The sequence below is a fragment of the Pseudoxanthomonas japonensis genome (assembly GCF_010093445.1).
GTDB lineage: Bacteria > Pseudomonadota > Gammaproteobacteria > Xanthomonadales > Xanthomonadaceae > Pseudoxanthomonas_A > Pseudoxanthomonas_A japonensis.
In genome coordinates this window covers 1-15,137 of the sequence record NZ_PDWW01000024.1, presented here as the reverse complement: position 1 = coordinate 15,137, position 15,137 = coordinate 1, and the positions used below count along the sequence as shown (strand labels likewise).

Annotated in this window: 10 protein-coding genes; 3 read left to right on the top strand and 7 right to left on the bottom strand. The window is 66.2% G+C overall.

All coding sequences use genetic code 11. From position 1 onward, the window contains the following. The first annotated feature begins 37 nt into the window (after nt 1–37). Together CSC78_RS14885 and CSC78_RS14880 are read left to right on the top strand one after the other, a co-directional pair. Nucleotides 38–1,216, top strand: coding sequence for an acyl-CoA dehydrogenase family protein (locus CSC78_RS14885; RefSeq protein WP_379609131.1), 1,179 nt, complete (start codon nt 38–40; stop codon nt 1,214–1,216). A 167-nt stretch (nt 1,217–1,383) separates the two neighbouring features. Continuing rightward, entirely contained in the window at nt 1,384–3,258 is a 1,875-nt protein-coding gene (locus tag CSC78_RS14880; RefSeq protein WP_162338651.1) for a DUF885 domain-containing protein, read from the top strand. A 58-nt stretch (nt 3,259–3,316) separates the two neighbouring features. On the opposite strand, the gene CSC78_RS14875 is transcribed toward CSC78_RS14880, so the two are convergent. Next, on the bottom strand, nt 3,317–4,219 hold the full coding sequence (locus CSC78_RS14875; protein WP_162338650.1) for an SDR family oxidoreductase: 903 nt from the start codon (nt 4,217–4,219) through the stop codon (nt 3,317–3,319). Nucleotides 4,220–4,347: 128 nt separating this feature from the next. Here CSC78_RS14875 and CSC78_RS14870 point away from each other — a divergent pair, with 128 nt between their 5' ends. Then, nucleotides 4,348–4,731, top strand: coding sequence for a winged helix-turn-helix transcriptional regulator (locus CSC78_RS14870; protein ID WP_162338649.1), 384 nt, complete (start codon nt 4,348–4,350; stop codon nt 4,729–4,731). A 23-nt stretch (nt 4,732–4,754) separates the two neighbouring features. On the opposite strand, the gene CSC78_RS14865 is transcribed toward CSC78_RS14870, so the two are convergent. The 6 genes from CSC78_RS14865 to CSC78_RS14840 form a co-directional block, all read right to left on the bottom strand. Beyond that, nucleotides 4,755–5,288 (bottom strand): hypothetical protein, encoded by a 534-nt coding sequence (locus CSC78_RS14865; RefSeq protein ID WP_162338648.1) that lies wholly within the window; start codon nt 5,286–5,288, stop codon nt 4,755–4,757. A gap of 130 nt (nt 5,289–5,418) precedes the next feature. Further along, entirely contained in the window at nt 5,419–8,601 is a 3,183-nt protein-coding gene (locus tag CSC78_RS14860; protein ID WP_162338647.1) for an efflux RND transporter permease subunit, read from the bottom strand. Nucleotides 8,602–8,613: 12 nt separating this feature from the next. Further along, complete coding sequence (locus CSC78_RS14855) at nt 8,614–9,759, bottom strand: efflux RND transporter periplasmic adaptor subunit (protein ID WP_202924186.1); 1,146 nt, start codon at nt 9,757–9,759, stop codon at nt 8,614–8,616. Between the two features lie 339 nt (nt 9,760–10,098). Next, nucleotides 10,099–13,266, bottom strand: coding sequence for an efflux RND transporter permease subunit (locus CSC78_RS14850; RefSeq protein ID WP_162338645.1), 3,168 nt, complete (start codon nt 13,264–13,266; stop codon nt 10,099–10,101). A gap of 15 nt (nt 13,267–13,281) precedes the next feature. After that, on the bottom strand, nt 13,282–14,463 hold the full coding sequence (locus tag CSC78_RS14845; protein ID WP_162338644.1) for an efflux RND transporter periplasmic adaptor subunit: 1,182 nt from the start codon (nt 14,461–14,463) through the stop codon (nt 13,282–13,284). Beyond that, a partial coding sequence (locus tag CSC78_RS14840; protein WP_162338643.1) for a TetR/AcrR family transcriptional regulator occupies nt 14,460–15,137 on the bottom strand: 678 nt, incomplete at its 5' end. The genes CSC78_RS14845 and CSC78_RS14840, both read right to left, overlap by 4 nt.

Here is a 15,137-nt window from a genome sequence, read left to right as displayed (position 1 = left end):
CCCATGGCATACGCCCGCGGATGGTCGCGGGTTACAATTGGTATCTAACCGTTGTCGAGGGGTACCCGTGGATTTCGCATTCACCGAAGAGCAGTTGATGATCCAGGACGTGGCGCGTCGGATCGCCCAGGAGAAGATCGGGCCCAGCGCCGAGCACCATGACCGGACCGGCGAGTTCCCGCTGGACAACATCCGCCTGTTGGGCGAGAACGGCCTGATGGGCATCGAGGTACCGGCCGAATACGGCGGGGCGGGAATGGATCCGATCGCCTACGTACTGGCGATGATCGAGATCGCCGCCGCGGATGCCGCGCACTCCACCATCGTGTCGGTGAACAACTCGCTGTTCTGCAACGGCATCCTGAAGTTCGGCACCGAAGCGCAGAAGCAGACCTACGTGCGCGCCATCGCCGAGGGTCGCGAGATCGGTGCGTTCGCGCTGACCGAGCCGCAGTCCGGCTCCGACGCCACCGCGATGCGCTGCCGCGCCGTGAAGCAGGCCGACGGCAGCTTCGTCATCAACGGCAAGAAGAGCTGGATCACCTCCGGCCCGGTCGCCAGGTACATCGTGCTGTTTGCGATGAGCGAGCCGGACAAGGGCGCGCGCGGCATCACCGCCTTCATGATCGACACGGAGAAGGCCGGTTTCCATCGCGGCAAGACCGAACCCAAGCTGGGCATCCGTGCCTCGGCGACGTGCGAGATCGAGTTCACCGACTACGTGGCGCCCGCCGACGACGTGCTGGGCAGCGAGGGCGAGGGCTTCAAGATCGCCATGAGCGTGCTGGACGCCGGCCGCATCGGCATCGCCTCGCAGGCCATCGGCATCGCCCGTGCCGCCTATGAAGCGACCATCGCCTACGTGAAGGAGCGCAAGGCCTTCGGCGCGCCGATCGGCACGTTCCAGATGACCCAGGCCAAGATCGCCGACATGAAGTGCAAGCTGGATGCGGCCACGCTGCTGACCCTGCGCGCGGCGTGGGTGAAGGGCCAGGACCAGCGCTTCAGCAACGAGGCGGCCATCGCCAAGCTCACGGCCTCGGAGGCCGCCATGTGGATCACCCACCAGGCGCTGCAGATCCACGGCGGCATGGGTTACTCGAAGGAAATGCCGATCGAGCGTTACTTCCGCGACGCCAAGATCACCGAGATCTACGAGGGCACCAGCGAGATCCAGCGCCTGGTCATCGCCCGCAACGAGACCGGCCTGCGCTGAGTCTGCCGCCGTCCTGTCGACGAAGGACGCCGCCGCAAGGCGGCGTTCTCCGTTTCGGGACCTGGATGGCGCCACCCCCGTCTTTGGTCATGGGACCGCAGGGGCGATGGTCCGCTAGAGTGGCCTGATGCGGGGGTCCGTCCCCCGTTTTCCTCCTGGAGATCCCGATGCGCAAAACCCTGATCGTCTGTGCCCTCACGCTGGCCCTGGCCGCCTGCGACAAGGGCAATGCTCCTGCCGGTGCCGCCGCCGATGCCGCGGCGCCGGTGGCGTCCGCCGCCGATGTCGCCGCCGAGAGCAAGCGGTTGAACGAGTGGTTCGAGAAGAAGTACGAGGAGCAGCTGAAGTTCAGTCCCATCCAGTTGACCTTCCAGGGCAGCAAGGAGCTGTACGACCAGGTCGACGACATGTCCGAGCAGGCCACACGCGACCAGGTCGCGTGGCAGAAGGCGAGCGTCGAGGAGATGGAGAAGTCCTTCGACTACGCCAAGCTCGACGACGAGACCAAGTTCTCCTATGACCTGTGGAAGCTGCAGTACGAGAATGCGCGCGACGGCCTGCCGTTCATGCAGGACGGCTACGCCTTCGACCAGATGAACGGTGCCCAGGGCTTCTGGCCGACCTTCCTGATCAGCTTCCACAAGGTCGATGACGAAGCCGACTACACCGCCTACATCGCCCGCCTCAAGGCGACGCAGCGCGCGTTCGGCCAGTTGCTGGAGCGCGCGCGCGCCTCGGCGGCGCAGAACATCCGTCCGCCGAAGTTCGCCTACGAGGGCGTGATCGACCAGGCGAAGAAGGTCGTCACCGGCGCGCCGTTCACCGCCGGCAAGGATTCGGCCATCTGGGCCGATGCGCAGGCCAAGGCCGATGCGCTGGTGAAGGCCGGCAAGATCGACGCCGCCCGCGGCACCGCATTGAAGGATGAAGCGCGCAAGGCGCTGCTGGAACAGTTCAAGCCGGCCTACGATGGCGTGATCGCGTGGAGCGAGGAGGAACTGCCCAAGGCGGCCGTCAACGCCACCGGCGTGGGCTCCACGCACCCGAACGGCAAGGCGTACTACGAGTACCAGCTTAAGCAGATGACGACCACCGGCATGACCGCCGAGGAGATCCACGCGCTGGGCCTGAAGGAAGTCGAGCGCATCAGGGGCGAAATGACCGCGCTGAAGGACAAGGTCGGCTTCAAGGGCGACCTGGATGCCTTCTTCACCTTCATCGACACCGACAAGCAGTTCAAGTATCCGAACACCGACGCCGGCCGGCAGGCCTATATCGACGACGCCACCGCCGCCATCGACAACATCAAGAAGGTGCTGCCGGACTACTTCGGCCTGTTGCCCAAGGCGGATCTGGTGGTGAAGCGCGTGGAGCCGTTCCGCGAGCAGGACGGCGCGGCCCAGCACTACTTCCCGGGTACGCCGGACGGTTCGCGTCCGGGCGTGTACTACGCGCATCTGTCCGACATGAATGCCATGCCGAGGACCGAGCTCGAAGTGATCGCGTATCACGAGGGCCTGCCGGGCCACCACATGCAGATCTCCATCGCGCAGGAACTGACGGGCGTGCCGAAGTTCCGCACGCAGTACGGCGTCACCGCCTATGCGGAAGGCTGGGGCCTGTATTCGGAATGGCTGGCGAAGGAAATGCCGGGCACCTACAAGGACCCGTACTCGGAGTACGGCCGCCTGAGTTCGGAGATGTGGCGTGCGATCCGCCTGGTGGTCGACACCGGCCTGCATGCCAAGGGCTGGACCGAGCAGCAGGCGGTCGAGTACTTCGACGCCAACAGCGCGGTGCCGCGTGCGGCGATCGAATCCGAGATCAAGCGCTACCTGATCATGCCGGGCCAGGCCACGGCCTACAAGATCGGCATGATCAAGATCCAGGACCTGCGCAGGAAGGCCGAAACCGAACTGGGCGACAAGTTCGACATCAAGGGCTTCCACGACACCGTGCTGGGCGGCGGCGCGTTGCCGCTGAACCTGCTGGAGCGTCGCGTGGACCAGTGGATCGCGAAGGAAAAGGCCAAGCAGGCCTGACCCTCGACGAGGTGATACCGAGAACCCCGGCCTTGCGCCGGGGTTCTTGTTTCCGGCCTCAGTGCGGCTGGGTCAGCAGCGCGATGTTCGCCGGCAGCCAGGTGTCCAGTGTGGTCGGCGACTGGCCGGTGAGGCGCGCGTAGTCGTCGGTGATCGCGCCGAGATCGCCTGCCGCGGTCGCGGCATCGAACGAGGCGAACACGTCGGCCAGCACCGGCGGGAAGCCGTGCGCCTTCAGCCCCTCGACCAGTTGCGCGGAGGTGATGTCGACCACCGCGAGTGGCTTGCCGGTCAGGGCGGATACGCGGATGGCGACATCGCGTGCGGACCATGCCTGTTCGCCCGTCAGCGTGAGGACCTGGTCCTCGGTGCTGACAGAGGCCAGTGCCGCCGCCGCGGCGCGCGCCAGATCGTCACGCGCGATGTAGGCGATGCGGCCGTCTCCGGCAGCCGAAGCCCATTCGCCGGAGCCCAGTGCGCCAGGCAGGGAGTAGGCGAGGTTTTCGAAGTACCAGGCATTGCGCAGGATCGTCCAGCCCAGCGGAGAGGCCGAAAGCGCCTGCTCCGTTCCCCAGTGATCCGGTGCGAAGGACACATGCGACGTGTCGGCGGACGGCAGCGAGGTGTAGACGACGTGCTTCACGCCGGCATCGGCCGCGGCCTGGACGGCGGCACGATGCTGGGTCAGGCGCTTGCCGGGTTCCATCAGTGCATCGGTGCTGACCAGCAGCAGTCGATCGGCGCCGGTGAAGGCGGCCGCCAGCGTGTCGGGCTGATCGAAGTCCGCGCTGCGGACTGTCACGCCGCGGGCGGCGAAATCCGCCAGCGAGTCCGGGTTGCGCGTGGTGACGATGAGGCGCTCGGCCGGAACCTGCAGCGTGTCCAACAGGTGGCGGACGACGGCGCCCCCCAGTTTTCCGGACGCGCCGGTGACCAGCAGGGTGGGGGTGGGGGACTTCATGGTGACTCCTGTATCCGGTAACGGAAAGGTCATTGGTTACGCTATGGTAGTAATGGCTTCCGCGCCCACAAGCAGGGAGCGCGAAGTAACCCGGTTACCGCGCGGTAACCATGCACCGGACATCGGCCATGACGCTGCACCGCCAATCCCTGATCCTCACCGAGAACTGCCCGATCCGCGACGTGCTGGACCGCTTGGGCGACCGCTGGACCGTGCTGGTCCTGCATGAACTGGCCGGCGGCACGCTGCGCTTCACCGAAGTGCGCAAGCGCATCGCGGATATCTCGCCACGCATGCTGGCGCAGACGCTGCGCCGTCTGGAACAGGATGGGCTGGTGCGGCGCGAAGTGTTCCCGACGGTGCCGCCCCGTGTGGACTACGCGTTGACGGCCTTGGGCTCATCGTTCTTCGAGCGCATCGAGATGCTCGCGCAGTGGGCATCCGACCACCACGACGAAGTACGGGCGGCGCGCCAGGCCTACGTCGCGCCGGCAGCCAACGCACCACTCTGATCCACCGCGTGGTCACGCTTGCATCAGGGCGACCGTTCTGCAGGACACGCCATGTCGCAGACAGGCAGCAACGGTGGGCACGAACCGTCGGTCGCCGCGCATACCTCGAATGGCGTGCCACGTGCGCCGGAGCGTGAGACCGGCGTGACTTCCAGCCGCCATCGAACATGGCCGTCGGCGTCGGGCACGACGTCGCCCTCTGTCCACGTAACATGCACGACCCCATTCTCGAACTGTAGTGGCGCCAGTGCACGCGACCCGGGCACCATTCCGCCTTCGTTGAATCCGGAAACGGGTCTGATGAAGTAACCGAAGTGCTTGTAGTTCCTGCGGGACAGGCCGGAGATTTCCAGGGCGACGAACTCGACCCCTTCGCAACTACCGCCATGGAACTGAATCAACTGCAGGCGCGCCGATATGCCGGGAGGTGGCAACCGGTTCGCCGCCGCGGCGCGAAGTGAAGTCGGGAATTCATCCGACAGCGGGGGCAGGCATGCTGACGCCGTGCCGGGTACGGCGACGGCCAGTCCAAGCATCACTGTCGACAATCTCTTCATGGCAATCCTTCGCCGATCAAGGATAGGTGAAGCGTATACGCGCGGAAGGTCCGCCTGTAAACGCCAACGCGCGCCAAAAAAGAAAACCCCGGCGATGCCGGGGTTTTCAGTCTTGTGGGTCTCGTACGGGTCAGTGACCGGTCGCCGGCTCCGGGGGCAGTCCATCGCCGTCATTCTGCGGCGCATGCTCGCGGTCGCGATCATGCGCATGATCGCGGGCCAGGTACAGGTAGAACGCCGGCAGCACGAACAGCGTGAACAGCGTACCGATGGTCATGCCCGAGGCGATCACCACGCCCATCGAGAAGCGCGAGGCCGCACCCGGGCCGCTGGCGATCAACAGCGGGATCATCGCGAACACCAGCGCGGCGGTCGTCATCAGCACCGGGCGCAGGCGGATCGCGGCGGCCTGTTCGATCGCCTCACGCTTGGACAAGCCCTGTTCCGACTGCAGCTTGTTGGCGAACTCCACGATCAGGATGCCGTGCTTGGAGATCACGCCGACCAGCGTCACCAGGCCGACCTGCGTGTAGATGTTGATGCTCATGCCGGGGAAGGCTTCGATCTGCATCATGCCGAGGATGCCGCTGAGGATCGCCAGCACGTTGACCGTCAGCAGCGCCCCGCAGATCGCCATCGGGACGGTCAGCAGCATGATCAGCGCATCGCGGAAGCTCTCGAACTGCGCCGACAGCACCAGGAAGATCACGATCAGCGCCAGCGCCAGCGTCACCAGCATGGCGGCGCCTTCCTGCTTGAACTGGCGCGACTCGCCCGCGTAGTCCACCGAATAGCCCTGCGGCAGGACCTCCTTGGCGGCCTGGTCGAGGATCGCGAGCGCTTCGCCCTTGCTCACGCCGGGGCGCGGCGCAAACATGATCGAAACCGCATTGAGCTGCTGGAACCGTTTCAGCGACTGCGGCTGCGCGGTTTCCTTCAGCGTCACCAGCGTCGACAGCGGGATCAGCTCGCCGTCGCGGGTACGGGTGTAGTAGTTCTCCAGGTCGCTGGCGTTGAGGCGGTCGCTGCGCTGCACCTGCGGAATCACTAGGTACGAGCGGTTCTGCATCGCGAAGCGGTTGGTGTAGCCGCCCGACAGCATCGCGGCCATGTCGGCCGCCAGCGTGCGCATGTCGATGCCCAGCGTGGCCGCCTTCTCGCGGTCGATGTTGACCTCGATGCGCGGCTTGTCGATCTTCAGGTCCTTGTCGAGGAAGATGAAGCGCTTGCTCTCCATGGCCTTCATGACGATCTGTTCGGCCAGTTCGTTCAACTGGCTCAGTTCGCCCACGCCGCCGATGATGAACTCGCCGCCGCCGCCATCGCCACCCGCGCTGGGCAGCGAGGGCGGGACCAGCGCGAAGATGTTCAGGCCGCTGACCTGGCTCATCTTCGGCTGCAGTTCCTGCTGCAGTACCGCGTTGGTCGAACGATCGCGCTCGCTCCACGGCTTCAGCACGAAACCGGCCATCGCGCTTGGGCTGGCGCCACCGCCGCTGCCGCCGAAACCGCCGTTGAACAGGAAGTAATCCTGCACTTCCGGCACGCCCTTGGCGATCGACGTGACTTCCTCGGTGTAGCGCTCCACATAGTCCAGCGTGGAGTAGGGGTCGGCGCTGGCGACCGAGAAGATGAAGCCCTCGTCCTCCAGCGGCGCCGGCTCCTTGGGCGCCGTCATGTACAGGAAGGCGCAGGCGACCAGCACCAGGATGCCGAACACGCCGACGACCGCTTTGGTTTCCATCGTGCCGTGCAGGCGCCGCTGGTAACCGGCATTGAGCTTGTCGAAGCGCTGGTCCAGCCACTTCTCCAGCTTGCCCTTGCCGCCGTCACCGTGCGGCTTGAGGATCTTGGCGCACATCATCGGCGTCAGCGTCAGCGCGATGACGCCCGACAGCAGCACCGAGCCGGCCAGGGTGAAGGCGAACTCGGTGAACAGCACGCCGGTCATGCCGCCCTGGAAACCGATGGGCAGGTACACCGCCACCAGCGTGGTGGTCATCGCGACGACCGGCCAGGCCAGTTCGCGTGCGCCCTTGATCGCCGCTTCGTAGGGCGACATGCCTTCTTCGATGTGCCGGTGGATGTTCTCCAGCACGATGATCGCGTCATCGACCACGATGCCGATCGCCAGCACCATCGCCAGCAGCGTCAACAGGTTGATGGTGAAGCCCATCAGCAGCATCAGGAACAGCGCACCCACCAGCGACAGCGGCACCGTCACCGCCGGGATCAGCACGCTGCGCAGCGACCCGAGGAACAGGAAGATCACCACGATCACGATGATCACGGCCTCGACGATGGTGCTGACCACTTCGTCGATGGCGTCCTGGATCTGCTCGGTGCTGTCGTAGGGGATGGTCGCCTTGATGCCTTCCGGCAGCTGCGGCACGATCTCGCCGTCCCACAGCGCCCGCACGTTCTTGATGACGTCCAGCGAGTTCGCGTCCGGGGACACGAAGATGCCCATGAACGTGGCGGCCTCGCCGTTGATGCGCACCGAGGTGCCGTAACTCTCCGACCCCAGTTGAACGTCCGCCACGTCGCCGAGCCGCACGATGGCGCCGTTCTGCTCGCGGATGATCAGCTGGCGGAACTCGTCGGCGCTGCGCAGGTCGGTGCGCGCCGTCATGTCGATCGCGACCATCTGGCCCTTGGTGGAGCCCACCGCGGCCAGCACGTTGTTGGACGACAGCGCCGTCGACACGTCGCTGGCCGTGACCTGCAGGGCGGTCATGCGGTCCGGCTTCAGCCACACGCGCATCGCGAACGTACCGGCGCCGAGGATGTCGGCGCGCTGGACGCCGGCGACGGTGACCAGCTTGGGCTGGACCACGCGGGTCAGGTAGTCGGTGATCTGGTTGTTGTCGAGCGTCTCGCTTGCGAACGACACGTACATCGCCGCGATCTGCTGGCCCTGCTGCAGGTCGATCACCGGGTCTTCCGACTCCGGCGGCAGCTGGCCGCGCATCTTGTTGACCTTGGCGGCGATCTGGGTGAGCGCCTCGTTCGGGTCCTGGTCCAGCTTGATGTAGGCCTGGATGATGCTGACGCCGGCCGAGCTGGTCGAACTGAGGTACTCGATGCCCTCGGCGCTGGCGACTTCACGTTCCAGCGGCGTGGTGATGAAGCCCTGGATCAGGTCGGCGTCGGCGCCGTAGTACGTGGTGCTGATGTTGACCACGGCGTTGCGCAGTTCGGGGTACTGGCGCACGTTCAATTCGGTGAACGAGCGCAAGCCGAACAGCAGGATGAAGAGGCTGACGACGATCGCCAGCACCGGTTTGTTGACGAAGATATCGGTGAATTTCATGCCGGCACTCCGTCAACGGTTTTCGGGCTTGGGCTGGGCCTCGGTCACTGGCTGCACCTTGTTGTTCACCACCACCTCGGCGTCGTTGCGCAGCTTCAGCAGGCCGGTGGTCGCCACGCGCTCGCCGGGCTTCAGTCCCTCGGTCACCGCGATCAGGTCGCCGCGGGTGGCGCCGGTCTTCACGAAGCGCTGGCGCACGACCAGCTTCTTGCCTGTCAGATCGTTGCCCTGCATGTCCTTCTCGCCCGCGGCGCGTTGCACTTCCTGGATCACGTAGACCGCGTTGCCGTACGGGTTGAAGCTGATCGCGGTCTGCGGCACCACCACGACCTTGCGCGCGTCGCCGGTATCGAAGCCGACGTGGGCGAACGCACCGGGTCGCAGGTTGTACTCGCCATTGGCCAGCGTCGCCTGCACCTTGAAGTTGCGCGTGGCGGGGTCGACCTGCGGTTCCACCGCAGTGACTTCACCTTCGAACACCTGGCCGGGCAGGGCATCGACGGTCGCGCGGATCTTCGCGCCCGGCAGCACCTGGCCCACGCGCTGCTCGGGCAGTGTGAAGTCGAGGTAGATCGGGTCCAGCGCCTGCAGGCTGACGATGGCGTCGCCGGGGTTGAGGTACTGGCCCAAGTTGACTTTGCGGATGCCCAGCACGCCGTCGAACGGCGCGCGGATCGTCTTCTGCGCGATCAGGGCGCGCTGCGCCTCGACCTGCGCCAGCGAGGTCGCCGCCACGGTGGCGCGTTCCTCGGCCTCGGCCTGCGACACCAGCTTGTCGCGCGCCAGCGCCTGCCAGCGGTCGCGCTGCACGGCCGCCAGCTTCGCCGAGGCTTCCAGCGACTTCAGTACCGCCAGTTCATTGGCGCTGTTGAGCTGGGCCAGTACGGTGCCGGCCTTCACCGGCTTGCCGACATCGATGGAGAGGCTGCGCACCACGCCGCCTGCCTCGGTGGTGACATCGGTGCCGTTGATGGCCACGAATGTACCGACGGCCTGCTGCGCGTCGATCCATTCCTCCTGCTTGGCCGTCCAGTCGGTCACGGCGGCGGCGGGCTGCGGCATGGTGTCGAAGAAGTCGTTCATGCCCTTGCTCATGATCGCCTTGACGGCGAACACACCGCCGAAGATCACGACGACCGCAATCAGCATGAGGATCATGCGCTTGGTGGTGGAGGGCGTTTTCCGTGCGAGGGGATCTTTCCGTGTCATGGTCGGTAGGTCTTCAATGCGGGGGAGTCGGGAGAGCGACGAGCGGGCAGGGGCTGGCTCGACAGCATGTCGCGCGTGATTATCACGGTTTGAGACGCGGGCCAGTAGTGCGATCAGGCCCTTGCGCGGCGACGGAATCGGTGAGCAAACATGATGTCCGGCCGCGCCCGGGGCGCGCTACAGCGAAACGCTCATTACGCCGGAATGGCCGCGATGGCGCGTGCAGCCCGAAACAAAACAGCCCCGACACGGGTCGGGGCTGTTGACGATGCGGAAACGCGGACCGGCTCAGCGCGACGCCGGGTTCTCCTGTTCCAGCAGGTACTCCTTCGATGGCTCGTCCATCCGGTCGCCCAGCACGCGGCGCACGGCCACGAAGAACACCGGGATCAGCAGCAGGCCGAGGAAGGTGGCGAAGAACATGCCGCCGATGACGCCGGTGCCGATCGCGTGGCGGGCGTTGGCGCCCGCGCCGGTCGAGATGGCCATCGGCAGCACGCCCATGATGAAGGCGAACGAGGTCATCAGGATCGGGCGGAAGCGCAGGTGCGAGGCCGTGATGACCGCATCGCGCAGGGTCTTGCCCTGCTTGCGCTCCATCACGGCGAACTCGACGATCAGGATGGCGTTCTTCGCCGCCAGGCCGATGATGGTGATCAGGCCGATCTTGAAGAACAGGTCGTTCGACAGTCCCGGACGCAGCATGGTGAACAGCACCGCGCCCAGCGCACCCAGCGGCACCACCAGCAGCACCGCGACCGGGATCGACCAGCTCTCGTACAGCGCGGCCAGGCAGAGGAACACCACCACGATCGACAGCACCATCAGCAGCGTGGCGCTGTTGCCGGCCAGGATCTCCTGGTAGGACATGCCGCTCCAGTCGTAGCCGAAGCCCTGCGGCAACTGCCCGGTGACGATGTTCTCCATCGTCGTCATCGCCTGGCCGGACGAACTGCCGGGCGCGGCGGAGCCGTTGATGTTCACCGCGGAGTAGCCGTTGTAGCGCGACAGCGACGGCGGGACCGACGCCCACGACGATTGCACCACGTTGGACAGCGGGATCATCGCGCGGCCGCCGTTGGCGTCGGTCTGCCGGCTGCTGGGCGAGTAGATGTTCGCCAGCGACTCGGCGCCCGTGCGGTACGGCGCGTCGGCACGCATGTTCACGCGCTTGATGCGGCCCTCGTAGAAAAAGTCGTTGACGTACACCGGCGCCAGCATCAGCTGGATGCCGTTGTAGATGTCGCTCAACGACATGCCCATCGACTGCGCCTGCACGCGGTCCACGTGAAGCTGCAGCTGCGGGGCGTTCTCCAGCGTGTTGGGACGCACCGCCATCAGGCTCTTGTCCTGCGCGGCGGCGCCCAGTAACTGGTTGCGTGCCGCCATCAGGGCTTCCTCACCCAGGCCGGCGCGGTCCTGCAGCCACATGTCGAAGCCGCCGAACTGGCCCAGGCCCTGGATGGTCGGCAGGTTCACCACGAAGATCTGCGCGCCCTTGATGCCGTAGAAGCGCTGGTTGGCCTGCTGGATGAACTCCGGCACGGTGATGTCGCGCTCGTCCCACGGCTTGAGCCGGATGAAGGCCATGCCGACGTTCTCGCCGCGGCCCAGGAAGCTGAAGCCCGCCACTTCCATCACGCCGTCGAAGCCGTCCATCTGCTGCAGCGTGCCACGCACCTGGTTGAACACCTGCTTGGTCTTCTGCAGCGAGTTGCCCGGCGGCAGCTGCACGATGGCCAGCGCGTAGCCCTGGTCTTCCTCCGGCACGAAGCTGCTGGGCAGGCGGGTGAACAGGAAGCCCGCCAGCACGGTGAGCAGGGCGAACACGATCATCCAGCGCGGCGCATGCTTGATGGCCGAGCCGATGTGGCCCACGTAGGTTTTCTCGATCCTGCCGTAGTACTTCTCGAAGGTACGGAAGACGATGTTCTTCTTCTCGTGGCTGTCGTGCTCGTGCTGCTTGAGGAACGTCGCGCACAACGCCGGCGTGAAGCCCAGCGCCAGGAACGCCGAGAAGGCCATCGAGATGGCGATGGTCAGCGCGAACTGCTTGTAGATCTCGCCCGAGGCACCACCCTGCAACGCCGACGGGATGAACACCGCCGCCAGCACCACGGTGATCGCGATGACGGCGCCGGTGATCTGGCCCATCGCCTTGATCGTCGCTTCGCGCGGCGGCAGTTTCTCTTCCGCCATGATGCGCTCGACGTTCTCGATCACCACGATGGCGTCGTCGACCACGATGCCGATAGCCAGCACCAGCGCGAACATCGTCAACTGGTTGATGGTGAAGCCGATTACGCTCAGGCCCCAGAACGTGCCCAGCAGCGCGACCGGGATGACCAGCGTGGGGATGATGGTGGCGCGGAAGTTCTGCAGGAACACCAGCATCACCAGGAACACCAGGATCACCGCCTCGATCAGGGTCTTGACCACTTCCTCGATCGAGATCTTCACGAAGGTGGTGGTGTCGTACGGCGAGAACCAGCTGACGCCAGGCGGGAAGCTGGGGGCCAGTTCGTCCATCTTCGCGCGCACGGCCTCCGCCACGTTCAACGCGTTCGCACCCGGCAGCAGCTGGATGGCGAAGGCGCCGACCGGCTTGCCGTTGAACTGCGTATCGAAGCCGAAGTTCTGCGCGCCGAATTCGACGCGTGCCACGTCCTTCAGGCGCACCGTGGAGCCGTCGTTGTTGGCGCGCAGGATGATCTGCTCGAACTGCTCGGGTGACGTGAAGCGGCCTTCCGCGGACACGGTGGCGGTGAATGCCTGGCCTTCAGGCGCAGGATCGGAGCCGACCGAGCCGGCGGCGAACTGCACGTTCTGCGCGCGCACGGCCGTCAGCACGTCGGTGGCGGACAGGTTGAACCCCTGCAGCTTGCCCGGGTCCAGCCACAGGTTCATGGCGTACTCGGAGCCGAAGTGCTGGGTGCTGCCCACGCCGGGCACGCGCGCGATCTGGTCCAGCACACGCGAGGCGACGATGTCGTTCAGGCGGTTGCGGTCGATGCTCGCGTTGTCGGACTGCAGGCCCACCACCATCAGGAAGCCCGCGTTGGCCTTGGCCACCACCACGCCCTGCGCGGTGACTTCGCTGGGCAGGCGCGGCGTCGCCAGCGACACCTTGTTCTGCACCTGCACCTGGGCGATGTCGGCGTCGGTGCCGGTCTGGAAGGTCAGGGTGATGGATGCCTGGCCGGCCGAACTGGAGCTGGAACTGAAGTACAGCAGGTTGTCGATGCCGGTGAGTTGCTGCTCGATGACCTGGGTGACCGATCGCTCGGTGGTCTCCGCGCTGGCACCGGGATAGGTGGCGCTGACGGTGACCTGCGGCGGCGCGATGGAAGGATAGGATTCGACGCCGAGGTTGAGGATCGAGATCACGCCCGCCAGCGAGATCAGGATCGACACGACCCAGGCGAAGATCGGGTGGTTGATGAAGAACTTGGGCATGGGGGAGGGTCCTTCTTACTCGGCCTTGCCTGCGGCCTGCGCGGGCTTGGCCTGCGCCGCCTTCGCGGCGGCCGCCTGCTCGGCGGTCACGCCCTTGGCCGGCGCGCCTTCCTTCACCTTCTGCAGGCCTTCGACGATCACCTGGTCGCCGGCGGCCAGGCCGTCGGTGACCAGCCAGTTGGGGCCGACGGCCTGTTGGGTGGTGACGTTCTTGCGCATGACGTTGCCGTCCTTGCCGATCACCATGGCGTAGGCGCTGACCGTGTCGCGCTGGATGGCGCCCTGCGGGATCAGGAACGCGCCCTTCTGCTCGCCCAGCGTGGCGCGCAGGGTGACGAAGGTGCCCGGCAGCAGCGTGCGGTCGGCGTTCGGCACGGTGGCGCGCAGCGAGACGCTGCCGGTCGCCGGATCGACGACGGTGTCGGAGAAGTCCAGCGTGCCTGTCTGGTCGATGGTCTGGCCGTTGGGCAGTATCACCTGCACCGTGCGCTGGCCCTCACCAGCGAGTTGCACCTTGCCGTCGCCCTGGGCTTGGCGCAGGGTCTGCAGCTCGCTCGAGCTCATCGAGAAGTTCGCGTAGAGCGAATCGATCTGGTCGATGGTGGTGAGCAGCGTCGCATCGCCCTGGCCGACCAGCGCGCCTTCGGTGACCTGCTGCTTGCCGGCCCGGCCGGAAATCGGCGCGGTGACTGAGGCATAGCCCAGGTTGATGCGGGCGCTCTCGACATTCGCGCGGGCCTGCTGCACGGCGGCGGCGGCGCTGCGTTCGGCGGCTTCGGCGTTGTCCAGGTCGGACCGGGAGACGAACTTCTGCGGCGCCAGCTGGCGCGCGCGATCCGCCGCAACCTTCGCGTTCGCGTAGGTGGCCTGCGCCGAGGCCAGCGTGGCCTGCGCCGCGCTCAGCGAGGCCTGCAGCGGGGCGGGATCGATCAGGAACAACACCTGTCCCTCCCTGACGTCGCTGCCTTCCTGGTACACCCGCTTCTGCACCACGCCCGGCACGCGGGCGCGGACGTCGGAACTGCGGATGGGCGACAGGCGCCCCACCAGGTCGCGCTGCAGCGGCACATCCTGCGGCGAGGCGGCCATCACCACCACTTCGGGGGGCGGCATCTGCTGCTGCTCGGGCTTGCTGCAGGCCGCGAGGACCGCCAGCAGGGCGCTGGCCAGGGCGAGGGAACGGATGGGGGACGTCATGGGGAAGCTCCGTTTCTTTTTCTTGGAGACGTGGGAGAGGAAAGCGGTGAGCGGATACGGCGGCCGGCAGACGCGGAAGGCGGCGCGCCGTCGTCGGTCGGGGGCGCGAAGGCCCGCAGGAAGGTATCGATCGAGAATTCGGCCCAGCGGTGGCGCGCACGGTCGCCTGCGCGGTGGACCACGCCGAAACGCTGCCGTTCGAAGTCCATTCCCACGATCATGCTGAGCAGCAGCTCCGCGGCGTAGTGCGGATCGTCATGCCTCAGCCGGCCCTGGTCCATCGCGTGCTGCAGCCAGGTGGCGAGGCGCTGGACGAGAGTATCGCAGGCCTGCTGGTAGAGGTCGCGCGCTTCGTCGGGAAATTGGTGCGCTTCTGCGGCCAGCAGGCGACTGGTCGAGACGATGGTGGGATCGTTGAGGTGCCGGAGGTGCTCCAGCGCAAAGGCCAGCAACGCTTCGCGGGGGTCCTCCACGACGGGGGACAACGGCACCGTGGCAAGGTCCTGGTGTTCGGCGATCACGCTGCGCAACAGCTCCTGCTTGCTGCCGAAATGCGCATAGAGCGTCTGCTTGGAGCAACCGGCGCGCGCGGCGACCGTGTCCATGCTCATGCGGAACCCCTGCTCGGACATGAGCTCGCGCACGGCCTGGTGGACGCGGGCGCGACGCTGATC

Bases quoted from the DNA above. Each gene is read 5' to 3' on its own strand.
- CSC78_RS14880 (WP_162338651.1), top strand. From the start codon at position 1,384: ATGCGCAAAACCCTGATCGTCTGTGCCCTCACGCTGGCCCTGGCCGCC.
- CSC78_RS14875 (WP_162338650.1), bottom strand. From the start codon at position 4,219: ATGAAGTCCCCCACCCCCACCCTGCTGGTCACCGGCGCGTCCGGAAAA.
- CSC78_RS14870 (WP_162338649.1), top strand. From the start codon at position 4,348: ATGACGCTGCACCGCCAATCCCTGATCCTCACCGAGAACTGCCCGATC.
- CSC78_RS14865 (WP_162338648.1), bottom strand. From the start codon at position 5,288: ATGAAGAGATTGTCGACAGTGATGCTTGGACTGGCCGTCGCCGTACCC.
- CSC78_RS14860 (WP_162338647.1), bottom strand. From the start codon at position 8,601: ATGAAATTCACCGATATCTTCGTCAACAAACCGGTGCTGGCGATCGTC.
- CSC78_RS14855 (WP_202924186.1), bottom strand. From the start codon at position 9,759: ATGATCCTCATGCTGATTGCGGTCGTCGTGATCTTCGGCGGTGTGTTC.
- CSC78_RS14850 (WP_162338645.1), bottom strand. From the start codon at position 13,266: ATGCCCAAGTTCTTCATCAACCACCCGATCTTCGCCTGGGTCGTGTCG.
- CSC78_RS14845 (WP_162338644.1), bottom strand. From the start codon at position 14,463: ATGACGTCCCCCATCCGTTCCCTCGCCCTGGCCAGCGCCCTGCTGGCG.